This window comes from Actinomyces sp. Z5 (assembly GCF_003287795.1).
GTDB lineage: Bacteria > Actinomycetota > Actinomycetes > Actinomycetales > Actinomycetaceae > Actinomyces > Actinomyces glycerinitolerans.
In genome coordinates this window covers 14,565-39,911 of sequence record NZ_QMIN01000115.1, presented here as the reverse complement: position 1 = coordinate 39,911, position 25,347 = coordinate 14,565, and the positions used below count along the sequence as shown (strand labels likewise).

Annotated in this window: 21 protein-coding genes; 17 read left to right on the top strand and 4 right to left on the bottom strand. The window is 65.8% G+C overall.

Annotated elements, in window-relative coordinates:
• Nucleotides 1-124 precede the first annotated feature (124 nt).
• Nucleotides 125-805, top strand: a complete 681-nt coding sequence (eda, locus tag DRB06_RS15480) for a bifunctional 4-hydroxy-2-oxoglutarate aldolase/2-dehydro-3-deoxy-phosphogluconate aldolase (protein WP_111820430.1) — start codon at nucleotides 125-127, stop codon at nucleotides 803-805.
• Nucleotides 802-1,929: a sugar kinase gene (locus tag DRB06_RS15475; protein ID WP_111820429.1), complete on the top strand. Its 1,128-nt coding sequence runs from the start codon at nucleotides 802-804 to the stop codon at nucleotides 1,927-1,929. The genes eda and DRB06_RS15475 overlap by 4 nt, the downstream gene beginning before the upstream one ends.
• Before the next feature lie 160 nt (nucleotides 1,930-2,089).
• Here the strand turns inward: DRB06_RS15475 and DRB06_RS15470 are convergent, their stop codons facing one another.
• On the bottom strand, nucleotides 2,090-3,337 hold the full coding sequence (locus DRB06_RS15470) for an ROK family protein (protein ID WP_234416061.1): 1,248 nt from the start codon (nucleotides 3,335-3,337) through the stop codon (nucleotides 2,090-2,092).
• 68 nt (nucleotides 3,338-3,405) lie between these two features.
• Between DRB06_RS15470 and xylA the strand changes: the two genes are divergently transcribed.
• On the top strand, nucleotides 3,406-4,587 hold the full coding sequence (gene xylA, locus DRB06_RS15465) for a xylose isomerase (RefSeq protein ID WP_111820428.1): 1,182 nt from the start codon (nucleotides 3,406-3,408) through the stop codon (nucleotides 4,585-4,587).
• 172 nt (nucleotides 4,588-4,759) lie between these two features.
• Nucleotides 4,760-6,238, top strand: a complete 1,479-nt coding sequence (locus tag DRB06_RS15460; protein WP_111820427.1) for a xylulokinase — start codon at nucleotides 4,760-4,762, stop codon at nucleotides 6,236-6,238.
• A gap of 57 nt (nucleotides 6,239-6,295) precedes the next feature.
• On the opposite strand, the gene DRB06_RS15455 is transcribed toward DRB06_RS15460, so the two are convergent.
• Complete coding sequence (locus DRB06_RS15455; RefSeq protein ID WP_111820426.1) at nucleotides 6,296-7,336, bottom strand: LacI family DNA-binding transcriptional regulator; 1,041 nt, start codon at nucleotides 7,334-7,336, stop codon at nucleotides 6,296-6,298.
• 542 nt (nucleotides 7,337-7,878) lie between these two features.
• On the opposite strand from DRB06_RS15455, the gene DRB06_RS15450 reads away from it, so the two are divergent.
• The 8 genes from DRB06_RS15450 to DRB06_RS15415 all read left to right on the top strand — a co-directional run bounded on the left by DRB06_RS15450 (nucleotide 7,879) and on the right by DRB06_RS15415 (nucleotide 17,661).
• Nucleotides 7,879-9,156 (top strand): extracellular solute-binding protein, encoded by a 1,278-nt coding sequence (locus tag DRB06_RS15450; RefSeq protein ID WP_073329854.1) that lies wholly within the window; start codon nucleotides 7,879-7,881, stop codon nucleotides 9,154-9,156.
• An 8-nt stretch (nucleotides 9,157-9,164) separates the two neighbouring features.
• Nucleotides 9,165-10,073: a carbohydrate ABC transporter permease gene (locus tag DRB06_RS15445; RefSeq protein ID WP_108969469.1), complete on the top strand. Its 909-nt coding sequence runs from the start codon at nucleotides 9,165-9,167 to the stop codon at nucleotides 10,071-10,073.
• A 122-nt stretch (nucleotides 10,074-10,195) separates the two neighbouring features.
• Nucleotides 10,196-10,951 carry a carbohydrate ABC transporter permease gene (locus DRB06_RS15440; protein ID WP_258522295.1) on the top strand — a complete coding sequence of 252 codons (756 nt, stop codon included), beginning with the start codon at nucleotides 10,196-10,198 and terminating at the stop codon, nucleotides 10,949-10,951.
• A 45-nt stretch (nucleotides 10,952-10,996) separates the two neighbouring features.
• Nucleotides 10,997-11,920: a sugar phosphate isomerase/epimerase gene (locus DRB06_RS15435; protein ID WP_073329851.1), complete on the top strand. Its 924-nt coding sequence runs from the start codon at nucleotides 10,997-10,999 to the stop codon at nucleotides 11,918-11,920.
• Between the two features lie 12 nt (nucleotides 11,921-11,932).
• Nucleotides 11,933-12,847, top strand: coding sequence for an NAD(P)-dependent oxidoreductase (locus tag DRB06_RS15430; protein ID WP_073329849.1), 915 nt, complete (start codon nucleotides 11,933-11,935; stop codon nucleotides 12,845-12,847).
• 48 nt (nucleotides 12,848-12,895) lie between these two features.
• Complete coding sequence (locus tag DRB06_RS15425) at nucleotides 12,896-14,890, top strand: right-handed parallel beta-helix repeat-containing protein (RefSeq protein ID WP_073329846.1); 1,995 nt, start codon at nucleotides 12,896-12,898, stop codon at nucleotides 14,888-14,890.
• Nucleotides 14,887-16,635 (top strand): dihydroxyacetone kinase family protein, encoded by a 1,749-nt coding sequence (locus DRB06_RS15420; RefSeq protein WP_108965977.1) that lies wholly within the window; start codon nucleotides 14,887-14,889, stop codon nucleotides 16,633-16,635. The genes DRB06_RS15425 and DRB06_RS15420 overlap by 4 nt, the downstream gene beginning before the upstream one ends.
• Nucleotides 16,636-16,749: 114 nt before the next feature.
• Nucleotides 16,750-17,661, top strand: coding sequence for an alpha/beta hydrolase (locus DRB06_RS15415; protein ID WP_083565722.1), 912 nt, complete (start codon nucleotides 16,750-16,752; stop codon nucleotides 17,659-17,661).
• A gap of 80 nt (nucleotides 17,662-17,741) precedes the next feature.
• Here the strand turns inward: DRB06_RS15415 and DRB06_RS15410 are convergent, their stop codons facing one another.
• Together DRB06_RS15410 and DRB06_RS15405 are read right to left on the bottom strand one after the other, a co-directional pair.
• Nucleotides 17,742-18,182, bottom strand: coding sequence for an RpiB/LacA/LacB family sugar-phosphate isomerase (locus DRB06_RS15410; protein ID WP_108965984.1), 441 nt, complete (start codon nucleotides 18,180-18,182; stop codon nucleotides 17,742-17,744).
• 195 nt (nucleotides 18,183-18,377) lie between these two features.
• A complete protein-coding gene (locus tag DRB06_RS15405) occupies nucleotides 18,378-19,412 on the bottom strand; it encodes a LacI family DNA-binding transcriptional regulator (RefSeq protein ID WP_159097623.1) in 1,035 nt (344 codons plus the stop codon).
• A 251-nt stretch (nucleotides 19,413-19,663) separates the two neighbouring features.
• On the opposite strand from DRB06_RS15405, the gene DRB06_RS15400 reads away from it, so the two are divergent.
• The 5 genes from DRB06_RS15400 (at nucleotide 19,664) to DRB06_RS15380 (ending at nucleotide 25,340) form a co-directional block, all read left to right on the top strand.
• Complete coding sequence (locus DRB06_RS15400; RefSeq protein WP_220093039.1) at nucleotides 19,664-20,641, top strand: acetylxylan esterase; 978 nt, start codon at nucleotides 19,664-19,666, stop codon at nucleotides 20,639-20,641.
• A 393-nt stretch (nucleotides 20,642-21,034) separates the two neighbouring features.
• Nucleotides 21,035-21,874 carry a sugar ABC transporter permease gene (locus DRB06_RS15395; protein ID WP_220093038.1) on the top strand — a complete coding sequence of 280 codons (840 nt, stop codon included), beginning with the start codon at nucleotides 21,035-21,037 and terminating at the stop codon, nucleotides 21,872-21,874.
• Nucleotides 21,875-21,880: 6 nt separating this feature from the next.
• Entirely contained in the window at nucleotides 21,881-22,768 is an 888-nt protein-coding gene (locus tag DRB06_RS15390; protein ID WP_073329830.1) for a carbohydrate ABC transporter permease, read from the top strand.
• 135 nt (nucleotides 22,769-22,903) lie between these two features.
• Nucleotides 22,904-24,568 (top strand): extracellular solute-binding protein, encoded by a 1,665-nt coding sequence (locus DRB06_RS15385; protein WP_073329827.1) that lies wholly within the window; start codon nucleotides 22,904-22,906, stop codon nucleotides 24,566-24,568.
• Nucleotides 24,561-25,340, top strand: coding sequence for a hypothetical protein (locus DRB06_RS15380; protein ID WP_111820424.1), 780 nt, complete (start codon nucleotides 24,561-24,563; stop codon nucleotides 25,338-25,340). Before DRB06_RS15385 ends, DRB06_RS15380 begins: the two co-directional genes overlap by 8 nt.
• Nucleotides 25,341-25,347 lie beyond the last annotated feature (7 nt).

Below are 25,347 nucleotides of genomic sequence, written 5' to 3'. Positions count from 1 at the left end.
AGAGGTCGGCCGCCATGGCGGCCGAGACCGGCGCGAGTAATATGCCGAGATCGGCATAAGTTACGTGCCGGAACCAATCTCAACCACGCGCCTACGGATCAGCGGGTGCAGAGAGGTAGATGTAATGACAGGAACGATTGAAACACCCGCCCGAGACGATACCGCCGCCCAGTCGTCGCTCGCCGCGCTGCTGGCCGCCAACCCGGTGGTGCCGGTCGTCGTCGTCGACTCCGCCGAGGACGGCGTGAACGTCGGCAAGGCGCTGGTCGCCGGTGGCATCACCACGGCGGAGGTAACCTTCCGCACCGCCGCGGGCGCCGACGCCATCCGCGCCATGCAGGAGGTCGAGGGCCTCAGCGTCGGGGCCGGAACCGTCATCAACACCGCGCAGGTCGAAGCCGCCGTCGCCGCCGGCGCGAAGTACATCGTGTCGCCAGGATTCAGCGCCGACGTCGTGCGCGCCACCCAGGACGCCGGTGTCCTCTCGCTGCCCGCCTGCTCGGACGCCTCCTGGATCATGGCCGCCCTCGAGCTCGGCATCGACACCGTCAAGTTCTTCCCGGCCTCGGTCAACGGCGGCGTGCCCGCAATCAAGGCGCTTTCCGCCGCGTTCCCCGGCTTGGGCTTCGTGCCCACCGGCGGCGTCAACGCCGACAACCTGGCCGACTACCTGTCTGTCGACGTGATCCGCGCCTGCGGCGGCTCCTGGATGGTGAACAAGGACCTGGTCGCCGCGGGCGACTGGGAGCAGATCACCCGCCTGTCCGCCCAGGCCATTGCCATCGCGAAGGAGTGCGGCCGATGAGCGCCGTCAGCGAAACGACTGCCACCGGGCCGGTGACCCTGCGCCCCGCCGAGGAGTGCCGCTACGACGTCGTCTCCCTGGGCGAGGTGATGCTGCGCCTGGATCCGGGCGAGGGGCGGGTGCGCACCGCCCGACGCTTCGAGGCGTGGGAGGGCGGCGGCGAGTACAACGTCGCCCGCGGCCTGTCCCGCTGCTTCGGCCTGCGCGCCGGCGTGGTCACCGCGCTCGCGGACAACGAGGTCGGCCACCTGATCGAGGGCATGATCCTGGCCGGCGGCGTCGACCCCATGATCACCTGGGCGCCGTACGACGGCATCGGCCGTACCGTCCGCAACGGGTTGAACTTCACCGAGCGCGGCTTCGGGGTGCGGGGCGCCGTCGGCGTGTCCGACCGCGGGAACACCGCCATCGCCCAACTGCGGGCCGACGACGTCGACTTCGAGTACCTGTTCGGCACCCTCGGGGTGCGCTGGCTGCACACCGGCGGCATTTTCGCCGCTCTGTCCGAGTCAGCGGCCGAGGTCGCCCAGGCCGCCATGAGTGCCGCCCGCCGCCACGGCACGATCGTCTCCTACGACCTGAACTACCGGCCCTCCCTGTGGAAGGGGATCGGTGGCATTGAGCGGGCCCAGGAGGTCAATCGGCGCCTGGCGTGCCTGGTGGACGTCATGATCGGTAACGAGGAGGACTTCACCGCCTCCCTCGGTTACGAGGTGGAGGGCGTGGACGCCAACCTGTCCAAGCTGGACACCACCGCCTTCGAGCGCATGATCGAGCGGGTCACTGCCGACTTCGACAACTTCAAGGTCGCCGCCACTACCCTGCGCCAGGTGCGTACCGCCACGGTCAACGACTGGTCGGCGATCGCCTGGTCGCGGCAGGACGGTTTCGTGCGCTCCACCCAGCGGCCGGGGCTGGAGATCCTCGACCGCGTCGGCGGCGGCGACTCCTTCGCCTCCGGGCTGATCTATGGGCTCATCGACACCGGCGACCTGGCCACCGCGGTCGAGTACGGCGCGGCTCACGGCGCCCTGGCGATGACCACGCCCGGCGATACGAGCATGGCCACCAAGGCCGAGGTTCTGCGTCTCGCCGCCGGGGGCGGCGCCCGGGTGCAGCGCTGACGGACGGCCGTCTGAAACACGCTTTCGCCTCAAGTACACGAGTTTTGGAGGTTTGCGGGTGCTGGGCGCATGCATACCTCTAAAACTCGTGTTCGAGGCGTGAACGCGTGTTCGTGGCGCACGGGGCACCAGGGGTGTGTGGCGCGTGGAGGGCAGCGCCTCACATCCAGGCGACCGGGTCGGCGACGACCTCCTCCAACAGGGACCAGGCCGCGCCGGTGACCGCCGGCGTCTGATCCTGCGAGGTGGTGATCACCTCGGGCACCGACCAGCGAGAGGACAGCACCCGCTGGCGCAGCTCCGCCTCCAACTCGGGACGCAGGATGTCGGCCAGTGGGGCGAGGTGGCCGCCCAGGATCACCGTGGGAATGTCCAAGACGTTGATGGCGGCGCTCAGTCCGACGCCGAGCGCCCGGGCGGCATCGGTGACGGCCCGACGTGCGGCCGGCGCCTCCGCCTCCCAGGCCGCCACCAACTCCTGTGGCCCGGCCGTTGCCTCCAAACCGGCGGCGGCCAGAATGAGCCGGCGGCCGGCGTAGCGTTCAACGCAGCCGCGGTTGCCGCAGGTGCACAGCGGGCCGGTCGGGTCCACCTGGATATGTCCCACCTCGCCGGCGAAGCCCGAGACCCCGAGCATGACCCGATTGTCGCGCACAATTCCTGCCCCGATTCCGTTCTCCCCGGAGAGGTAGATGAAGGAGGGGGATGAATGCAGCGCCGCGGGTCGTTCGCGTCCCGCGGTCAGAGCGCCGAAGTTGGCCTCGTTGCCCAGGCGCAGCACCAGGCCGTCCGGCTGGAGGACGTCGGTCAGGAATGGGCGCGGATCGATCCGCTCCCATCCCAGGTTGGGGGCGCGCAGCAGCGTCTCGTGCGAGACCAAGCCGGGGAGGGCGATGGCGGCGCCCACCTTGCGGGCCCGCCGTACGGCGTCGAGACTCAGCACATCGCGGGTCAGCCTTGCCAGTCGGGGCAGGACCTCTGCGGGATCGGAGGCCTCAAAGTCATCCAGCACTACCCGCTCCGCCAGCACCTGGCCGGACAGGTCAATCGCGCGTACCGCCATCCGCGACACGTTCACCTCCAGGCCGATAGCCACGAAGGTGCCCCGCGCCGGGGCCAGTGGCACTGCCGGACGGCCGGGCCCGGAGGCCGGGGAGGGGTCCAGCTCGGTCAGGATGCCGGCCGCCACCAGGTCGTCGGCCAACCGCGAGGCGGTTGAGCGGGTCATGCCGGTCATGGCGGCGACGTCGGCGCGCGATACCGGCTTGGGGGCGGCGAAGACGTGCCCGGCCAACAGGGCCAGGTTTGCCGTCCGCAGGGTGGACTGCCGGGCGGAGACAGTGGCTGCGGATGCCTGGGTACGGGGGGCGAGGGACGGCGACGCTGACGTCGTGCGGGCTTGAGACACGCCTTGACCATACCGCACACCCGTGGCATAGTTGCGTGAGCGAACAAAATCCGGCTCGAGGAGGAACCATGGTTCGTAAGCCCACCAAGGAAGACAAGTTCTCATTCGGTCTGTGGACCGTCGGCTGGCTGGCCGCCGACCCCTTCGGCGACACCACCCGCACCGCCTTGAAGCCCTGGGAGTACGCCGAGAAGCTCGCCGAGCTGGGCGCCTGGGGCATCACCTTCCACGACAACGACGTCTTCCCCTTCGACGCCACCGATGCCGAGCGCGCGAAGATCGTCGGCAAGCTCAAGGACACGGTGGACGCCACGGGCCTGACCATCGAGATGGTCACCACTAACACCTTCACCCACCCGATCTTCAAGGACGGTGGTCTGACCAACAACGACCGCTCCATCCGCCGCTTCGGGCTGCGCAAGATCCTGCGCAACGTGGACCTGGCCGCCGAGTTGGGCGCCACCACCTTCGTCATGTGGGGCGGCCGCGAGGGCGCCGAGTATGACTCCTCCAAGGACCTGGGCGCCGTCTTCGACCGCTACAAGGAGGGTCTGGACACCGTCGCGCAGTACATCAAGGACCAGGGCTACAACCTGCGCATCGGCCTGGAGCCCAAGCCGAACGAGCCCCGCGGTGACATCTTCCTGCCCACCGTCGGCCACGCCCTGGCCCTGATCGCCGAGCTGGACAACGGCGACATCGTCGGTCTGAACCCCGAGGTCGGCCACGAGCAGATGGCGGGTCTGAACTACACCCACGCCCTGGCACAGGCGCTGAACGCCGGCAAGCTCTTCCACATCGACCTCAATGGTCAGAAGGGCCTGAAGTACGACCAGGACCTGGTCTTCGGTCACGGCGACCTGCTCAGCGCCTTCTTCACCGTCGACCTGCTGGTCAATGGCTTCCCCAGCGGCGGCCCGCGCTACGACGGGCCGATCCACTTCGACTACAAGCCCTCGCGCACCGACGGCATTGAGGGTGTGTGGGAGTCCGCGGCCGCCAACATGGAGATGTACATCCAGCTGGCGGAGAAGGCCCGTGCCTTCCGCGCCGACCCGGAGGTGCAGGAGGCGCTCAAGCTCTCCGGCATCTACGAGCTGGCCGAGCCGACCCTCGCCGAGGGGGAGACGATCGCCGATCTGCTCGCCGACCGCTCCGCCTATGAGGACTTCGACGCCGAGGCGGCCGCCGCCCGCGACTACCACTTCGTCGACCTCTACGAGAAGGCCGTCCAGCACCTCATCAGTTGAACCGGAGCGGCGATGGGGCGGTGCCAAGGCGGTGCCGCCCCAGCGCCGGTCGGTCTCCGCGCCGAAGACGACCCTCCACCTCGACAACGTCCCGCTTCACCATACGACTACATGACTACGCTTTAGTTCGTCCCCTCGAAATCCAAACGCCTTCAACGTGGAAGGAACTCTTATGGCCCTCGTCGCCGGCGTCGACTCCTCGACGCAGTCCTGCAAGCTCGTCGTCCGCGACGCCGCCACCGGCGCCCTCGTGCGTGAGGCCAAGGCCTCCCATCCGGACGGCTCGGAAGTCCACCCCGATCACTGGTGGACCGCACTCAACGAAGTGATCGACGCCGTCGGCGGGCTCGATGACGTCGCCGCCCTGAGCGTTGGCGGGCAGCAGCACGGCATGGTGGTGCTCGATGCCGACGGTGAGGTCATCCGCCCCGCCCTGCTGTGGAACGACACCCGCAGCGCCGGCGCCGCCCGCGATCTGATCCGCGAGCTCGGCGACGGCGACGAAGCCGCCGGGGCCAAGGCCTGGGCCGACGCCGTCGGCTCGGTGCTCGTGGCCTCCCTGACCATCACCAAGCTGCGCTGGCTGGCCGACCACGAGCCCGAGAATGCCGCCCGCATCGCGGCCATCTGCCTGCCGCACGACTGGCTCACCTGGAAGCTGTCCGGCGCCGCCTCGCTGGACACCCTCGTCACCGACCGCTCCGACGCCTCCGGCACGGGCTACTTCGACTCCGTGGCCAACAGCTACCGCCGCGACCTGCTCGCGCTCGCCCTGCACCGCAGCGAGGCCGAGGTCGCCGACATCGTATTGCCCCACGTCGTCGGCCCACACGAGGAGGCCGCCCGCGGCGGCGCCTTCACCACTCCGACGGGGAAGGCTCGGGACCTGACCCATCTGGTGCTCGGTCCCGGCTGCGGCGACAACGCCGGCGCCGCCCTCGGACTGGGCCTGCGCCCCGGCGCCACCAGTGTCTCCCTGGGCACCTCCGGCGTGGTCGCCGCCGTCTCCGCCACTCCCACCCATGACGCCTCCGGGTTGGTCACCGGCTTCGCCGACGCCACCGGCGCCTTCCTGCCGCTGGCCTGCACGCTCAACGCCGCGCGCATTCTGGACGCCGCCAAGCAGGTGCTGGGAGTCTCCTACGACGAGTTCGACCGGCTCGCACTGTCCGCCGAGCCCGGTGCCGCCGGGCTGGTGCACGTGCCCTACCTGGAGGGTGAGCGCACCCCGAACCTGCCCGAGGCCACGGGCATGCTCACCGGCATGACGCTGGCCTCGCTGACCCCTGCGAACTACGCGCGCGCCGCCGTCGAGGGACTGCTGTGCCTGATGGGGGCGTGCGTCGACGCCGTGCGCGGCCAGGGGGTCGAGGTCGACGCCGTCACGCTCGTGGGTGGGGGAGTGAAGTGGGCCTGTGCCCGCGAGCTCGCCCCCGCCGTGCTCGCCGTTCCGGTGGATGTGCCCGAGCCCGGCGAGTATGTTGCCAACGGCGCCGCCAAGCAGGCCGCCTGGGTGCTTGCCGGCGGTGAGGAGCCGCCCGTATGGGAACTCGGCCCGGTCGAGCACCTGACCGCCGAGCCGCAGCCGCAGGTGCGTGCCGCCTACGATGCGGCGGCAGCCATCGTGGCAGCATCGCAGCAGGGGGACTGACTCGCGCTAAGGGCACTGCCGGTAGGGGCTCTCCGACCGGCTGCGACGGCGTCGCCGCTATCCCCGCGGCGGCGCCGTCGAGGCGCGCTCAGACAGCGTGGTCGCGATCTCGATATGGTGAGCCTCGGGTTGGCCGTCGTCTTTCATAAGGAGGACGGTTTCCACCGCTCTGCGTCCCATCTCCTCCAGGGGCTGCCGCACGGCGGTGAGGTGCGGAGTGGTGAGCGTGGTGATGAAGGTGTCGTCGTAGGAGACGAGGCTGAGGTTCTCCGGGATGCGTAGGCCGAGATCGTTGGCTGCCTGCATGACGCCGATGGCCTGGAGGTCGGAGCCTGCAGTGATCGCCGTCGGGCGTCTCGGGCCGAGGGACAGCCACTCCCGGGCGACTTGGTAACCGGTTGCCTGCGTGAAGGGGCCATGCCGGATGAGATCGGGCTCGGGGGTGAGTCCACGGCGGCTACAGGCAGACAGGAAACCGTCAAGGCGGGCTGTACCGCTCAGGGAGGCGACAGGCCCGGTAAGGATGGCCAGACGGGTATGACCGAGCCCAAGCAGGTGTTCCGCGGCGCTGTGCCCGCCGAGCCAGTTGGTCGCGCCCACGGAGACGATCTCCGGATGGGAGGAGTCCAGTGGGTCGATGACGACGATCGGCAGCCGGGCGCTTTCAATGCCGGCTACTGTGTCGGAGTCGAGACTCGCGGTAAGAACGACGGCGCCCGAGCGATTGCGTGACAGCAGTCGATGGTTGAGATCCGACTGGGGGACTGGGGAGGTCCTTTCCGCGGAGGTGTGGGTGCGCTCTATGACTAGATCGACGCTGTGAGCCTCGGCGGCGTCGCGGGCCCCCTTGAGGATCGTCATGGCGTAGGCGCTCTCGATTACGTCGGCCATGAACGAGATGGACGGGGGCGTCTCTTCGGGGTGGTGCACGCGTGTGACGTAGCCGAGTTCTTTTATGGCGGCCTCGACGCGAGCACGGGTGGCTGGGGAGACCTCGGGGCGGCCGTTGGCGACTTTTGAAGCGGTCGCGAGTGAGACGCCGGCCCGTGCGGCGACGTCCGCAAGCAGGGTGCGGCTCGCGGCTGGCGGGTTGTTCATGGGGGTGCCTTTCAGCGGTCGGTGTGATGTTGTAACCGCATGCCCGCATGGTAGGGGACCGGGAGAACCGGCCGTCCGCGTTTGTGGGCGTCGTGGCTGGGGCCGGGCGGGAGTGGTTGGTCGCGTTCGGGTCGGCGGGGACGTCAAGCGGCGCCTCGGCGACCAGTCGGCGAGTCATCAGGCGGGGCCCGTCCCGTCGCCATTCGTCAGCAACGTGTACCGGGACGTGCGCATCAACCACCACTCGCCAGCCTCATGCCTTCAAACGCGAGGAGCTGGAGCACGTCCCCTCTCCCGTCCGCTTCGGGTAGGGAAACACGGTGCAACGTGAGCTACGCGCGGTGGCTGCGATGACGACTTCATCACATGGGGTGAGGCACTTGCGGATCATCAGGGGGAACGCTACGCTGAACACGTCAAAGTTTTGGCAGTCGGCCGAAACTTTTGGTACGAAAGGCTCGAAGATGAGTGTTCGTGGTCATTACACGCTTTCACGCCGCGGTCTGCTCAAGGCATCTGGCATCGTTGTCAGTTCCGCGGCAATGACGTCCGCACTGGTCGCCTGCGGGTCCTCCGGCCCCAACTCCTCAGATGCTGGCGGGGCGGGTGACTTCGCCGCCAGTGCTTGGGCAATCCAGAGCTCCCAGTCGGACTCATACATCGCCGCCGTCGACCGGTGGAACGAGGCGCACCCGGAGGAGCGGATCGACCTGCAGGTCATGCCCGACAACGGGTACAAGGACAAGGTTCGCGTCGCCCTTGGCGCCGATCAGGCGCCAACCCTCATATATGGGTGGGGCGGTGGCGGCCTGCGCGATTACGTGGAACAGGGCCTAGTCGATTCCATAACGCAACTTGCGGGCAGCGAGCACGCCGGCATCGCGGAGCGCTACCTCGAGGCGACCCTCGGGGCGGCCACCATCGATGGCGAGCTTTACGGCGTCCCGATCGGCAACATGCAGCCCGTGGTCGTGCTTTACAACAAGGAGGTGTTCTCCGCGATCGGTGCCGAGGTCCCGCAGACCTGGAGCGAGTTGCTCAACGTCGTCGAGCAGGCCAAGAGTGCGAACTTCACTCCTATTGCTCTGGCCGGCCAGAGCAAGTGGACCCACCTTCCGTATCTCGCCTACCTGGTAGACCGCATCGGTGGGCCGGAGGTCTTTGCCAAGATCGAGGCGGACCAGGCCGACGGCTGGTCCGACCCGGCTGTGCTCGAAGCGGCACGGAAGATCCAAGAGCTCGTAGAGGCCGGCGCATTCGCCTCCGACGCCTCTGCAACCTCCTATGAGAGCGGCGCAGCCGATGCCCTGCTCTATACCGGGAAGGCGGCGATGCTCGTCATGCTGTCCAACGCCTACTCCAACATCGCCCAGGCTTCGCCGGAGTTCGTCGAGTCGGGCAACCTGGGCTACTTCGCCTTCCCAGCGGTCGAAGGGGGCAAGGGCGACCCGAAGGACGTCACAGGTAACCCCTCGGCGTACTGGTACGTCACCAGTGCCTCGACCGATGCTGCCAAGGATATCGCCATCCGGTTCCTCGACGAACAGGTCATGAACGACCAATACGTCGAGGAGATCATTGGCCGCGCCTCGGTACCGGGTGCCGTATCCGCGGGCGACAAGCTTGCCGCCGCGGAGGATCCCTTTGCCTCCTACGTCTTTGAAATGGTCAATGAGGCGCCTGCGTTCCAGCTGTCCCTGGACCAGGCGCTCACGCCGGTACAGGGTGAAGCCCTCAACACGGCGCTTGACCAACTGTTCCTCCTTGAGATCACCCCTCAGGAATTCGTTGACACGATGACCGCCACCGTGGGCAAGTGAGGCTGCTCGTGAGCGTTTCAGACAACTCCGACGGCGTGCGGGCAAGGACCAAGACTGGCCCCAGCCCGTGGTTCATCGTCCCGGCCCTTGTCTTATTCCTCGTCTTCGCGATCATCCCCCTGTTCGGCGCGGTAATTCTATCCCTGACCAAGTGGGACGGCCTTGGTTCACCGCAACTGACGGGACTGACGAACTGGCGTGCCGTGCTGACCGATCCGGTCACTTGGACCACGATCAAGCTCAGCCTAATAGTGATGGTCGGGTCCTGGGCCGTCCAGACGCCACTAAGCCTGCTGCTTGGCGTCTGGGCTGCCCAGGCGGGCCGCACGCGGGCCGTCGTAACAACCGTCTACTTCCTGCCTCTTTTGCTCTCCTCGGCAGCAGTCGGCCTGACCTTCAAGAACCTGCTCGACCCGAACTTCGGCATGACCGCCATGGAGCGGCTCGGACCGTTGAGCAGAAACTGGCTCGGGGACAGGGAGACCGTTCTTGCGGTTGTGGTCTTCATCATCGCGTGGCACTTCGTGCCGCTGCACACGTTGCTTTACCAGGCGGGTGCGCGGCAGATCCCGAAGTCCCTTTACGAGGCGGCCTCGTGCGACGGTGCCGGCGGATTACGGATGTTCTTCCAGATCACGCTGCCACAGTTGAAGTACACAATCGTCACCTCGTCGACCCTGATGCTAGTAGGCTCACTGACCTACTTTGACCTCATATTCGTGCTGACATCGGGCGGACCGGGTTATGCCACCCGGATCCTGCCGCTGCACATGTATCTCACGGGCTTCCAGGCGGCAGACATGGGGCGTGCCAGCGCCATCGCCACGCTGCTTGCGATGCTGGGCCTGATCCTGTCTCTGACACTGACGAAAATAACGGGCTTCACCCGGATGGAAAGCCAGCAGGAGGGAATCTGATGGGCGCCATTGACTTGCCCCGGGCCTCTGGGATCGTAGGACGGGCAGCACGTCGGCGCAGCGGGCCTCGGGTGAACATCCCCGGTGGCCTAGGTGCGGTCCTCTGGCTTCTTGTCGTCGTCGTGCCGATCTACTGGGTGGTCGTCACCTCACTGCGCACGCAGCAGAACTTCTTCACCGACGGGGCGCTTGTGCCGCCGAGCAACCCGACACTGGAGAACTATGCGGCGGTGTTCGAGAAGGGCTTCGCACGGTTCTTCCTCAACTCGATCATCGTGACCGTCGGCGCCGTCGGCCTGACCATAGCCGTCGGGCTCATGGCCGCCTACGCCATCGTGCGCAGCAGGCGGGCGATCGCTAAGCGATCCCTGGGGGTCTTTCTGCTCGGCCTGGCGATCCCGGCCCAGTCGGCGATCATCCCGATCTTCTACATGATCACGCGGATGCGCCTGTACGACACGCTCCTGGCCGTAATCCTGCCGTCCACCGCCTTCGCCATCCCGGTCACGGTGCTCATCTTCACCAACTACCTCAGGGATATCCCGAGCGAGTTGTTCGAGTCGATGCGCCTGGACGGGGCGACCGAGTGGCAGATCCTCAGCAGGCTGGTGCTGCCGTTGTGCGTTCCGGCTCTCTCGACGACCGCGATCTACAACGGCGTCAATGTCTGGAACAACTTCCTGTTCCCGCTCGTGCTGACTCAGTCGCCCCAGAGCAGGGTGCTGCCCTTGGCCTTGTGGACCTTTCAGGGCGAGTTGACGATCAACGTGCCCGCCATGATGGCAGCCATCGTGCTGTCAGCTCTGCCTATCCTCACCCTCTATGTGCTCGGTCGCCGTCAGCTGATCGCCGGCATGACGGCTGGATTCGGCAAGTAGCACCGGTTCCAGCCGGCTTCTCCATCAAATCCAGAAAGACTTCCCATGACCTACACCGGCAAACGCACCTCCGCCAACTGGCCTATCGCCGCTGCCATGCTTCCCTTCCCGGACTCCCAGGACGCCGACGAGTACACCTGGCGCAAGCAGCTCGCCCAGGTCCGCTTCGAGGGGTTCACGGCCGTCGATCTCACCGATAACTGGGTCCGTGTCGGAGACCTCAGTCGGGAGCGCCTGGCTCTCCTCAAGGGGCTCCTCAAGGAGTACGGGCTCGCCCCATCGGCGATCTCCGCGATCCGCCGTTCCGTCATCGATCCCGTCGGGTGGGAGGACAATCTCGAATACTCGCATCGGGTCATTGACGCGGCGGCCTTTCTCGGCTCCGAGATTGTCTCCGTCGGCCTGCACCGTCCTCTCCTCGGTGCCCAGGCCCACGCCCTGTGGTTCTGGACTCAGCCGGGTCCCGTTGACTCCCGTGATCCGGACAACTGGCACCGAGCCGTCACCCGCCTGCGCGAGCTCGGCGAACACGCCGTGAGCCTGGGCCTGCTGCTGTCCCTGGAGATGTACGAGGACACCCTGCTCGGCACCGCCGATTCCGCGGTCAGGCTCGTCACCGATATCGGGATGAGCGGCGTCGGCCTGAACCCCGATCTGGGCAACCTCTACCGCCTGCACCGGCCCATTGAGGACTTCCTCGTCAGTGTTGAGAAGTGCATGCCATACGCCAACTACTGGCACATGAAGAGCTATTCGCGCGATGTAAACGCCGAGGGGCACGTAACCACGGTGCCCGCCCCCATGGCATTCGGCACGGCGAATTACCGCGAGGCGATCCAGATCGCCATTGACGCCGGCTTCGACGGCCCGATGTGCGTGGAGAACTATGGCGGCGACGGCCTGACTGTATCCGCGGAGAACATGCGCTACATCCGCCGGATGCTGGCTGTCGCGCTGAATGAGATCTGAAAGGGAGCCACCATGACGGAAACCACTACGGCAAACCGCACAGCCGTCCTCGGCCTGGGAGCCATGGGGCTGCCCATGGCAACCCGCCTCGCCGCAGTCGCCCCCGGGGGCGTAGTCGGCTATGACCCCTTTGAACCGCGCCGCGAACTCGCTGCGTGTGCCGGGGTCCTGCCTGCCGTGTCCGCGGCCGAGGCAGTCCAGGGCGCTGACGTCGCCGTCATCGCGGTGAGGTCAGCAGACCAGATCGATGAAGTCCTGTTCGGGGCGCGGGGAGCCGCCTCCGGCCTGCGCGAAGGGGCAGTCGTCGTCATCACTTCCACCGTGGGTGCGGCCTGCGTTGTGGACGTGGCTGCCAGGCTCGCGGAAGGCGGTGTTCTCACCGTCGACGCCCCGGTCTCCGGAGGGGCGGTCCGCGCGGGTGACGGCACTCTGCTCATCATGATTGGGGGCTCGCAGGAGGCGCTCGCGGCCGGCCGCCCGACGCTCACCGCGTTGGGTGAGACCCTGGTTGAAACGGGTCCTGTTGGAGCCGGCCAGAACATGAAGGCCGTGAACCAGCTGCTGTGCGGCATTCACACCGCGGCCGCGGCGGAGGCACTGGCCATGGCGGCGAGTCTCGGCCTCGATCCGCGCCGATGCGTAGAGGTGTTCATGCAGGGGGCGGCCGCCTCTTTCATGCTCGGTGACCGCGGTCCGCGTATGGCCGAGCAGTTGCGGGGAGCGCCGGTGGAACTGCGGTCCCGTCTCGACATCATCGACAAGGACATGGGCATAGTCGGTGATCTAAATCGGGCCGCTCACCTGCCCACGCCCGTAGCGGGCGCTGCTGAGAATCTCTATCGCACCGCTATGAAGGCGGGCTTGGCGGCTCAGGACGACTCGGCTCTGGCGGTCTTCCTGCACGGCGGAGCCCTCAGCGGGAACTGAATGACAGCATCCTGACAAGACCTCAAAGCAAAGGAACACGACTCAATCATGGATATACATGTCCGAAAACAGGGATCGGACCTTGCTCCGGGGACGGCACAGGAGCCGCTCCTTACCATCTCGGAGGCCGCCCGTAGAGCCCTTCCGGGTGACACCGTCATTGTTCACGAAGGCACCTACCGCGAGTGGGTTGACCCGCAGCGCGGTGGACGTGATGAACTGCGCCGCATCACATACACAGCCGCGCCTGGAGAGCATGTCGTCATCAAGGGCTCCGAGGAACTGAACGAATGGGAGGAGATCGAGGACGGTCTGTGGTCCACGGCTCTAGACAACTCCTTGTTCGGCGACTTCAACCCCTACCGGGAGGTGATCGCAGGCGACTGGTTGGTGCGCCCCGTGGGGGCGGACGCCCCTCAGCACCTGGGTGAGGTGTATCTAGACGGTACGGCACTGAGGGAAGTTCGCGACCGCGAAGAACTGCGCCGACCCCCCGCGCTGCCCGAGATCGTCGATGACTGGACCGGGGTGCAGGTGGCCCCCGCCGGCGGGCCGGTGCCCGGCACCTGGCTTGCCGTCGTCGATGACACCACGACGACGATCATGGTGAACCTCGCGGGTCGCAGCCCACGTGAGGCGCTCATCGAGGCGAATGTCCGCCGCTCGGTGTTCTTTCCGCGCAATCACCAGATCGACTACATCACCGTGCGCGGTTTTGAGTTGGCGCACGCTGCGACCCCGTGGGCGCCGCCAACCGGCGACCAGCCCGGTCTGATCGGCCCCAACTGGGCCAGAGGCTGGATCATTGAGGACAACCACATTCACGACGCCAAGTGCGCGGCCGTCTCGCTGGGCAAGGAGGGCTCCACAGGAGACAACTACTCCACCACGAGGGGGGACCGCTCGGGCTACCAGTATCAGTTGGAGTCGGTCTTCGCCGGGCTCGAACTCGGGTGGTCCAGAGAGAAGGTCGGCTCCCACGTCGTTCGGCGCAATCTCATTCACGACTGCGGGCAGAACGCCGTCGTAGGACACATGGGTTGTGCCTTCTCCACGATTGAGGACAATGAGATTCACACGATCTCTGCGCGCCGGGCCTTCTACGGTCATGAGATCGCGGGCATCAAGTTGCATGCCGCGATCGACACGAGCATCACCCACAACCACGTGCACGGGTGCTCCCTCGGCATCTGGCTCGACTGGGAGACGCAGGGTACCAGGGTCGCCCGCAACGTGCTGCACGATAACTCCCGCGACCTCTTCATCGAGGTCAGTCACGGCCCTTACGTTGTGGACTCGAACGTCCTCGCCTCCCCCGCATCGATCGAGATACTCAGTCAGGGCGGCGCCTACGTGGCGAACCTCGTGCTCGGCACCGTCAGAGTCGAGACTGTCCCCGACCGATCCACGCCGTATCACCTGCCCCACTCGACGAAGGTCGCCGGTGTCTCGGTCGTATTCGGAGGTGATGACCGCTTCATCGGCAATGTCTTCGGGCCCGGGACTCAGGCCCCGGCCTATGTCACGCCACGTCCGGCATTGAGTGTGTACGGGCATGGCACGGTCGCCTACGACGGGTGCCCCTCGAAGTGGAGTGATTACCTCGCTCAGGTCCGTGCGGAGGCTGGCGACCACCGCCGTTACAACGACGTGCGTCAGGTCGTTGTCATTCGGGACAACGTCTACCTCGGCGGCGCCCGGGGCTACTCGCTTGAGGAACGCCCTGTGCGGGTGCCCGACGGTGCCGCCCGGGTCGAGACCGACGGTGACGGGCGCGTCAGTGTGGTCATCGACCTGCCCGAGGACGGCTCGCTCCCCGGCCTCGCTCCGGTGAGTGCGCAGGACCTTGGACACGTGCGCATGGCCGGGCTGCCCTTCACCGCCCCCGACGGCTCCCCGGTGTGCCTTTCCATGGATCTGGTTGGGAATGAGCGCCCGGAGGATACCTGGATCCCCGGACCGCTTGCCGAATTAGGGGACGGACGTATCTGCGTTTGGGACGCCGATCGGGTGCTCGGCGCCGAGGGGAGGACAACGGCATGACCATGATTTACAACAGCCCAGCCGATTTCACCGAGGATGCGACCCGGGGATTCGTCGACCTGCACTCCGACCGACTCCGTCTTGTTCCGGGTGGTGTCGTGAGACGTCGACGTTCGATGAAGCCAAAAGTGGCCGTCATCTATGGCGGTGGTTCCGGCCACTATCCGGCCTTCGCCGGCGTCGTCGGCCCCGGAATGGGGGACGGCGCTGTCATCGGCAATCTCTTCACCTCGCCGTCCACCGTACAGGCGTACTCGGTGGCGCGGGCTGCCAGCTCCGGGGCAGGGGTGGTCATCAGCTACGGCAACTACGCGGGCGACGTCATGAACTTCGGTCTCGCGGGAGAGCGACTCACCGCGGAGGGAATTGAGACCCGACAGCTGGTCATCACCGATGACATCGCCTCCGCGCCGCCCGCACAGTCCTCGAAGCGGCGCGGGATTGCTGGGGACTTCGTGGTGTTCAAGATTCTGGGTGCGGCGGCGGAGCGCGGTGACGATCTCGACGAGGTGGTCCGGTTGGGGCTGAGGGCCAACGCCGCGACCTTCTCCCTCGGGGTGGCCTTCGCGGGTTGCACCTTCCCCGGCGCCCGGGAGCCCCACTTCACCGTGCCCGAGGGCAAGATGGGCCTCGGCCTGGGGATCCATGGGGAGCCGGGGCTGGAGGATATCGACTGGATGCCCGCTGACGAGCTGGCCGCGCTCCTCGTGGGGCGCCTGCTCTCGGAACGTCCGGCAGGATCGGGAACACGGGTCGCCGCGATACTCAACGGCCTTGGCTCAACGAAGTACGAGGAACTCTTCCTCTTGTGGGGTCATGTAGCGGCCCTGTTGCGGGAGGCGGGTCTGGAGGTAGTCGCGCCCGAGGTCGGGGAACTCGTGACGAGCCTTGACATGGCCGGGGTGTCACTCACGCTGTGCTGGCTGGATGATGAGTTGGAGGCCCTGTGGCTGGCACCGGCCGACACTCCTGCCTTCCGGCGCGGTGTGCTTGAGGGGACGGCCGCATCCGCAACCGCCGATGAGGAAGCCGTCGAGTATTTCTATTCAGAACCCGACGTCGAGTCGCCCTTGGGATCGGAGGATTCGCGCGTCGTCGGCGCTCTGGTTGTCGACTGCCTGCGGGCCATGCAGGCGGTGCTGCACGAGCGGGAGGACGAACTGGGCCGCATCGACCAGGTGGCCGGCGACGGCGACCACGGCCGCGGTATGGTTCGCGGAGTCGACTGCGCCGTAGACGCGGCTACGGCGGCCCTCGCAACGGGATGGGGCGCCGCCGGCGTGCTCGCAAGCGCCGGCGACGCGTGGGCGGAGCACGCCGGCGGCACCTCGGGTGTCCTGTGGGGTGCTGCGCTTAGAGCGCTGGGGGCCGGGCTCGGCAACGAGGTCACGGTTGTGCCCGCGGATGTGGCAGCCGCTGTGGAGCGTTTCGTCCTGGCGATGACCGATCTGGGAAAGGCCGAGCTCGGGGACAAGACGGTCATAGACGCGGCAGTTCCGTTCCGGGACCGCCTGCGTCTCGAAATCGATGCGCAGGCATCATTGAGTGACGCTTGGAGCGCGGCCGCGTCCGAGGCGTGCCGTGCAGCCGAGGAGACGAGAGTCCTGTCACCACGAAGGGGAAGGGCACGTCCGCTCGCCGAGAGGTCTATTGGGCATCCGGACCCCGGGGCCGTCTCCTTCGGGATGTGTGCCGCTGCCGTCGGGAGCCTGCTCCGCGCGAGAGAGGGGGAGACCGGCTCGTGATGGCGAGCACGGCTGGGCGTGGTGCGGCAGAGGTCTGCATGCGCCCAGCCGCACACTCGCTCCGGGTCCTGCGGGGCTGGTAGCCAGAAGCGGTAGGAAGAGGACATTGGCACTATGAGTACAGAGGTAAGCGGGCCGGCTCGGCGGGGCGGAGGAGTGCAGTGGCGTGACACCGCGGTTCCGACGCGTCATGGCGAGGTTACCGTGCGGCTGTGGACTCCGGACAGCGGCATTCCTAGTGAGCCAGTAGTGGTCTGGCTCCATGGTTCCGCTTACATCCGTGGGGCGATCAACATGCCGGAGGCGATGAGTGTTGCCGGACACCTCTCGCGCAGGGGATGCACAGTCGCCGTTGTGGACTATTCCCTTGCGGAGCACATCCCAGCGGGTGATGAGTGGCCATGGCCTCCGAGGGCGGCCGCGGGCATTCGCTTCCCTGTCCCGATCGATGAGGTTGTCGACGTTTGTGCGGCGCTGCCGAGTCTCGCTGGTGTGACCTCCGTCTGGTATCTGGGAGGGGCGAGTGCTGGCGCGAGTGTGGCGCTGTCCGCGGCGCAACGTCTTCGCGACGAGGGCGGCCAGTTGCCCGCCGGCATTCCGCTGGTGTACCCGACGGCCCACTCGGTGCTGCCGCCGATGACGCCGGAATTGCGTAACAAATACCTTCGCATCCCCTTCGAGCAGCGTTACTCGCCGTTGCGGGTCCACCTGATGAATCTCAACTTCGTGGGGACGGAGGACCGGATGGAGGAGCCCTACGCCTTCCCCGGCGACGGCGACCTGAGTGGGCTCCCCCCGGTCTATGTCCTCAATTCGGAGCTGGACGGCCTGAGGGCGAGCGGGCAGACGCTGGCGGCCTCTCTGGCAGCCGCAGGTAACGACGTAGTCCAGTTCTGCGAGCCGGAAGCGCTTCACGGGCACCTGAACACGCCCGAGCTCGTGGTCTCGGACCGTTCGCTCGCCAGGATCGACGCCTGGATGACCCTGATCGAAGCGAATGCCAGGGCGTCGGGGCTCGGAATGTGAGCGCGGGCCGCGGGCGTGGGCCGGGAGCCGGGTAACTGATGCTTTGCATGCGGCTCCCGACCACGTTGCAGCGCGAGGCCTCAGGCTCTACTTGCCTCGTAATCGCGAATACGGTCGACCTTGGGGGCGGACCTACCGGCGGGGTCGAAGACGCCGTCGAGGTACTCGCGCAGAAGGAGTTTGGCCGTCTCGGGACCGACGACCTGTGCCCCCATCGAGACGAGGTTCGCGTCATTGGATCGGGCCGCGCGCTGAGCCTGGTAGGCGTCGCTGATACAGGCACAGTAGGCTCCGGCAACCTTGTTGGCGGCGATTGAGACACCGATGCCCGTTCCGCACAACAATATCCCGCGGTCCGCCAAACCAGCGGCGACGTCCTGGGCGACTCGGATAGCGACATTGGCATAGATGGGGTCGTCAGAGGGGTAGTCGATGATCTCATGGCCGAGGGCGGACGCCTCGGTGATCAGCAGGTGTTTGAGTGCTGTGGCGTTGGGGTCGCAGCCGAATGCGAGCTTCATGGTGGTCCTCTTCGGATGTGCCCGGCGCCTTTGGCGGGGGCGCGGGCAGTGCGCTGGGTGGCTTCCCTTGCGACGAAAGTTTAGGCGTGTCGCAGAAACAAATGCAATGGTGGGGGGTGACTCGCCTTGTTGCTCACAGGGGAGGCTGGTGGTGCTCGCGGTTCTAGGCTCGTCGCGCCAACTCGCGACGATCCGCTACACCCGCGGCGGCGCCGTCGAGGCGCGCTCGACCAGGCGCGTAGGAATCTTGACCGAGCCGATCGTTCGCTTGGTCTTGGTTCCTGTGGAGTCTTCGGCGAGGTCTAGGGACGCCTCGACTGCCCGCGCCCCCATCGTCTCCAGCGCCTGGTGAACGGTTGTGAGCGGGGGAGCGGCGCACTCGGCAAGGAAAGTGTCGTCATAGCCGACAACACTGAGTTCGTCGGGAACGGACAGTCCGTGCTGACGGGCAGCCTCATATACGCCTATTGCGGAGACGTCGCAGGCGCACATGACGGCGGTGGGACGGCTTTCCGGCGCGATATCGAGCAGGGTCAGCCCCGCGCGCAGCCCATTGGCATAAGTGAAGCTGTTCCCAAGGATGAGTGTGGGATCCACGTCGAGGCCGGCATCCATCATGGCGGAACGGAAACCGAGCAGGCGTTCCCTGGCCGGTAGCGAGCGCTCCGGGCCGGCGACGAAGGCTATGCGCTGGTGCCCCAGTGCGAGCAGGTGCTGGGTGGCGGCCATGCCGCCGTTCCAGTTGGTCGAGGAGATCTCAAGCACCCCGTCGGGGGTTTCTTGAGCCGGGTCCACGGTGATCGCAGGCAGCTGGAGTGTATGCACCGCGTCGATCTGCGCATCAGACAGTTCCATGGTGACAACGATCAGTGCTAAATGACCTTCTGCCACGATCCGTCGCACCCAGGAGTCGGACGCGGCCTCTCGACGGTCATTGAAGGAGCGGACATCAAGAATGGCGCCATGATCGTGCGCTGCCGCTACCGCCCCGGCGAGCACGCGGTTGGTGTAGTACGTATCGAGAGAATCGAAGACGATTGTGATCGTCGGGGAACTCCGCTCTGCGGATGTAGGCGCCTCATAGCCGAGTTGTTCGGCCAGGTCAAGGATCTGTCGACGTGTACGCGCAGAGACGTCCTGACGGCCATTGATCGCCTTGGACACGGTTGCGCGCGAGACCTGAGCGGCTGCAGCTATGGTGTCAAGCGTGACGCGTTCGCGCGGAGTCACAGTGTCCTCCATTCTCGGGTCGCCCCACACCGGCGCGGGTAGAAGCCGGTGGTACAAGTGTTGTTCCAGCAAGCGTAGTGTCCTTGCCCCTGCCCCTGTACCGATGTTTCTGCCATTGGTCCGTGCCGGTGACCTTGTCCTGAGCAGGAGTTGCAGCTTACACTCGCGATCGCACGAAAACGTGCGAAAGACCTCGAAATGCGGCTGCGCGCCGCACCGGTGTGGCTGCCGCACCTCAAGGGAGGATGTGCATGGCTACTTTGCCCCCGCAACTCGGCCCGCTTCCGCCTTCAGTCGTATCGGAACCAGATGACTTCGATCGTTTCTGGGCGCGGACGTTGGGTGAGGCGCGCAGCTTCGATCCCGAGGCGAGGACGACTGAACGCGTCGCCGTGGAGCAGCCCCTCTCGGAGCTGCGCTACTGGGACATCTCCTTCAGGGGGTTCGGCGGGCAGCGGGTGAAGGCGTGGCTGTCCCGGCCGGCAAGGTGCGACGATGAACCGCTACCCTGCGTGGTTCAGATTCCGGGCTACGGCCGCGGGCGTGGACTGCCGGGCGAGAATCCCCACGTAGCGGCCGCGGGTATGGCACACCTGCTGCTTGACGTACGCGGGCAGGGGTGCGGATATGGGAGCGGTGGGGACACGCCGGATCTCCACGACGGCGCCCCCGAAGCGCCCGGCGTTGTCACCCGTGGCATCTCCGCGCCCGAAACGTACTATTACCGCCGCCTCATCGTGGACGCGGTGCGCGCCGTGGATGCGGTACGCAAACTGCCGGACGTCGACGCCGAGCGCGTGATCGTGATGGGAAACTCTCAGGGGGGCGGCGTTGCTCTTGCCGTTGCCGGACTGGTGTCCGACCTGCGCGGAGTGACCGTATCCGTCCCCTTTCTTTGCGACATTCCGGCCGTCTATCAGTCTGCGCAGGGCGAGCCCTACGCGGAACTGGTCCGATACCTGTCGGTGCGGCGAGCCGAGCGTGAGGTGGTCTTCCGCACCCTGGCCTACGTCGACGGCGTCAACCATGCGCGGCGTGCCCAGGCCCCGTCGCTTTGGGGGCTGGGGTTGCGCGATACCTGCTGTCCACCCTTGGGCGGTCAACAGGCGCTGGCGGCATACGCCGGCCCGACAGAGGTGGAGATCTACCCGGACAACGGGCATGAGAGCGGCGAGTTCTACTATCTGCGCCGTCAGCTCACGTGGATCCGCGAGCTCTGCGCGGCCTAGCCGGCCTAATAGTCTTGTCGTTAGGCAATTTACGGCAATTCGCGCGGGTGGGTGAGAGCAGGTCTATCATCCCACCGTTTTCGCCGATCCAATTTTCGTGTACGGCAAGACAAATCCTTGACGAGAGTGACTCGCGACGTTACTCTAAGGTCGTCGCTAGCGAACGGTGACGCGAAAACGTTCGCAAGCCGTAAAGTCACAAGGAGGTGATGTGTCGTGGCAGAAGCAGTGGATACAGCGCCGAGCGTGCCCCGGGCAACCGGGCGCCGCGCGCCCTCCATGCCTACAGCTTCGGCCTTCAGTAAGCGAACCCGCAGGGGTACGGGACGACCCGGCAGGCGCAGGAGCAGTCGTCGAGGCGACTGGCAGCTCTATACCCTCGTGGTTATCCCGGTGATCTGGTTCATCCTCTTCCGGTACGCACCGATGGTCGGCAACGTCATTGCCTTCCGCCGATTCGTGCCCGGCGGTTCCATGTACGGCGAGGAATGGGTGGGGCTGAAATATGTCAAGATGTTCATCGCGGACCCCACCTTCTGGCGGGTGTTCCGTAACACGGTGGTCATCGGTTTCTCGACACTGCTGGTCTCCTTCCCGGCACCGATCATCCTGGCCCTGCTCCTGAACGAGGTCCGCCGAGTCTGGTTCAAGAAGATCGTTCAGACCGTTTCATACCTGCCACACTTCCTCTCGATGGTCATCATTGCGGGGATCATCATGGAAGTCGTCGCGGTGGACGGCCCGATCAACAGCCTGATCACCGCCTTGGGCGGTCAGGCGGTCAACTTCATTCAAACGGCCAAGGCGTTCGTGCCCATCTACGTCATCTCCGACGTGTGGCAGACCGTTGGCTGGGGGACGATCCTGTATCTGGCGGCGCTCACCACCATTGATGACTCCTTGTATGAGGCTGCCCAGATCGACGGCGCCAACCGCTGGCAGCAGACCTGGCACATCACGCTGCCGGGAATTCGGTCCACTATCGTCACGCTACTGATTCTCAACGTCGGCTCCTTCCTGGCGGTGGGCTTTGAGAAGATCCTGCTGATCTACAACCCGCTGACCTATGAGACCGGCGATGTCATCTCCACCTACCTGTACCGGGTGGGCCTGCAGTCGTCCAACTTCAGCTATGCGGCAGCCATCGGCCTGTTCGAGTCATTGATCGGGCTGATCATGGTCATGGCCGCCAACTTCGCGTCCCGCAAGTTCGCCAAGACGAGTCTGTGGTGATTGGATATGCCTGTTCAAAACGCCAAATACGATTCGCGCAGCTACCGGGCCTTCCGCCTGCTCAACACGGTCATACTCCTGGGCGTCATATTCGTGACGCTGTTCCCGTTCCTGAACGTCGTGGCCAAGTCCTTCTCAAGCGAGGCGGCCATCTCTGCCGGGGAGGTGAACCTCATCCCCAAGGGATTCAACGTCACTACCTACAAAGTGGTGCTTGGGGACTCCGCCTTCTGGACCGGCTATCGGAACACCATCGTGTACACGGTCGTCGCCACCTTCATCTCGCTGGTCTTCACCACTGCGTTCGCCTACGTACTGTCCAAGAAGGACCTGAAGGGCCGCAATGCGCTGGTCGGCTTCGCCGTATTCACCATGTTCTTCAACGGTGGTCTGATCCCGAACTACATTCTGATTACCAACCTGGGAATGAAGAACACGATCTGGGCGGTCGTGCTGCCCAATGCGATCAACGTGTTCAACCTGCTGGTCATGAAGTCCTTCTTCGAGGGGCTGCCGCATGAACTGGAGGAGGCCGGCGAGCTCGACGGGTTGGGTACCTACGGAATCCTCTTCCGCATTGTGCTGCCGTTGTCCAAGGCGATCATCGCCACCATGTTCCTCTTCTATGCGGTCGCCAACTGGAACGCCTGGTTCGGGGCCTTCCTGTACTTCGACGACAAGAACCTGTTCCCGGTAACCATCTACCTGCGAAACATGCTCGCGGGAGTGACCACCTCCGACTCCCTCGGAGGAGGAACCGCCGACCAGACCCAGATTTCCTCCAACCTCAGATCGGTGACCATGGTGCTCACCTCGCTGCCGATCCTCTGCGTCTACCCCTTTGTGCAGAAGTACTTCGTCACCGGCGTCACCCTTGGGTCCGTCAAGGGCTGACAAGAGCCCACAAAGGCGTCGACCGGGGGCGCGGCCGGCAACGGCAGCGGCGCCCACCCATCCATCCACCACTCCTCCCAATCCGACCCACCATCCGGCCGATCATGGCCGACACCATTAGAAAGGCACTCAGCGATGAGCCCCAGTCTCTTCTCCCACCCCATCACCCGCCGTCGGGCCGGCGCCCTGCTTCTGAGCACGGCGGCAGCCGCCGCACTGGCGGCCTGTGGCTCCGGTTCCGACTCCGGCGATGCGGCGCAGGGCGTGACCAATACGGCCGCCGCCATGGATGACTTCGCCGCCGATACCAGCTTCAAGGCGACCGAGCCGCTGACCTTCAGTTGCCTGTTCTCCGATCACCCCAACTACCCCTATAAGGCCGACTGGATGCTGCTGGAGGAGATCACCAACCGCACCAATGTCACACTCGACATGACGATCGTGCCCATGTCCGACTACGAGCAGAAGCGCTCTCTGCTGATCTCCTCCGGCGATGCGCCGCTCATCCTTCCCAAGACGTACCCCGGCCAGGAGTCCGCCTTCGTCTCCTCCGGGGCGGTCCTGGCGGTGTCCGACTACTTCGACCTTATGCCCAACTTCCGCAAGAAGGTTGAAGAATGGCAGCTTGACGAGGAGCTGGACACGCTGCGCCAGGCCGACGGCTCCATCTATGTTCTTCCCGGCCTGCACGAGGAGATCTGGCCCGACTACACCTTCGAAATCCGCAAGGATCTCCTCGACGAACAGGGACTGGAGCTGCCCACCACGTGGGAGGAACTGCAGGACGTGATTTCTAAGGTGCAGGAGCGCCACCCGGACATGAAGGGCATCTCCGATCGTTTCGAGGGGCTCAGCATGCTCAACCTTGCAGCGGTCTCCTACGGCACCCAGTCCGGCGGTTCCTGGGGCATGACCACCATGGCCGAGTGGGACGAGGACTCGCAGTCGTTCATCTTCTGCGGCACCTCCGACAACTACAAGGCCATGGTCACCATGCTGCGCGGCATGGTCGACGCCGGCGTACTCGACCCGGACTCCTTCACCCAGGACGAGGACACGGCCGTCAACACCTTCACCACCGGCAAGTCGATCGCCATCGGAACCAACTCCCAGTACGACGTCACCTACGAGACGACGATGAAGGAGACCCTCGGAGAGGGCAACTTCGAGGTCGTCAAGATTCTCCAGCCGGCCGGCCCCGCCGGCGCGCTGATCGGTGGCACCCGCCTGGAGAACGGCATCATGATCTCCTCCAAGGCCGCCGACGACCCGAACTTCGTGGCCATGATGCAGTTCATCGACTGGCTGTGGTACTCCGACGAGGGCGAAGAATTCGCCAAGTGGGGTGTGGAAGGGGTTACCTACAACAAGGACGCAGATGGCACCCGCACGCTGGTCGATGACATCAACTACAACGGTCTGAACCCGGCCGGCGACAAAGACCTGCGCGTCGAGTACGGCTTCTCCGGAGGCGTCTTCGCCTACGGCGGCACCACTGAACTGCTGCACTCAATGATGCTGGACAAGGAACTTGCCTGGCAGGAGGAGATGGCAGCCACGCACACGCAGAGGCCCATCGATCCGCCGGCTCCGTTGGATGAGACCCAGCGCGAGCAGGCAACGCTCCTGATCACTCCGTTGCAGGACTACGTCATGCAGGAGACGCTGAAGTTCATCACAGGAAGGCGCGACCTGGCCGAGTGGGACACCTACGTCACCGAATGTGAGGCCAAGGGCGTGACCTCCTACATGGACATCCTCAACGCGGCGCGCGCCACCTACGTGGAGAACAATGGCTGACCGTCACCCGGGTGCGGGCACCCCATCGCGGGGCGCCCGCACCCGCCCATCGTCGGGACTCGTCGCGACCGGGGAAGGTTCCGATGTCCCGGACGATCCCTTCGACTCCCCACTGGTGCGGATCAGTTCGGTGGTCTACCAGGCGGCCGCCCTCGGCGTGGGCTCGCTGCCGCTCGCAATTCCGGCGGCGGTAGGCATGCTCACGCTCGATGGGAGTTCTGTCTGGTCGCTGCTGGTTCTAGTACTGACCTGGGTGCTGGCGCTAACCGCCCTGCCGGCAGTCGTTTACGCCGTCACCCGATCGGGGTGGACCTACGATCCCTCCGCCCGGCGCCGCATCGCCGCACTGTGGCGCGGATGGGCCGGGTCGATCGCCCAGTTCGGCCCGTTGGCGGCGCTCGCCGTCGTATTGGCGGTGGGACTGGCGGGATCCGCCGCCGGGGTGGGAGGCGGACTACGTGTGGCCGTCCTCATCGTGCTTGCGTCCGCCGGGCTGGGCGTTGGACGCGCGGGCACAATCATCGCTCTGTTCAATTTCAAGATGTCCGACGTGCTCGTGCTAACGGCCGTCATGACTGTGCGCGACGCCGCCGGGACACTCCTACTCGCGGGCATCGGTGCTGCGGGTCTGCTCATTGCCTTGCACGTTCCGGCACTCCTGATGCTCGCCTGGGTGCCGTTGTGCGCGCTGGCGGCTCCCGCCACGAGTGGACAGAGGCGCATTCTCACTGAGCAATTCACCCGGGCTTCCGTCACTACGTCCGTTCCATAGGAGGCAT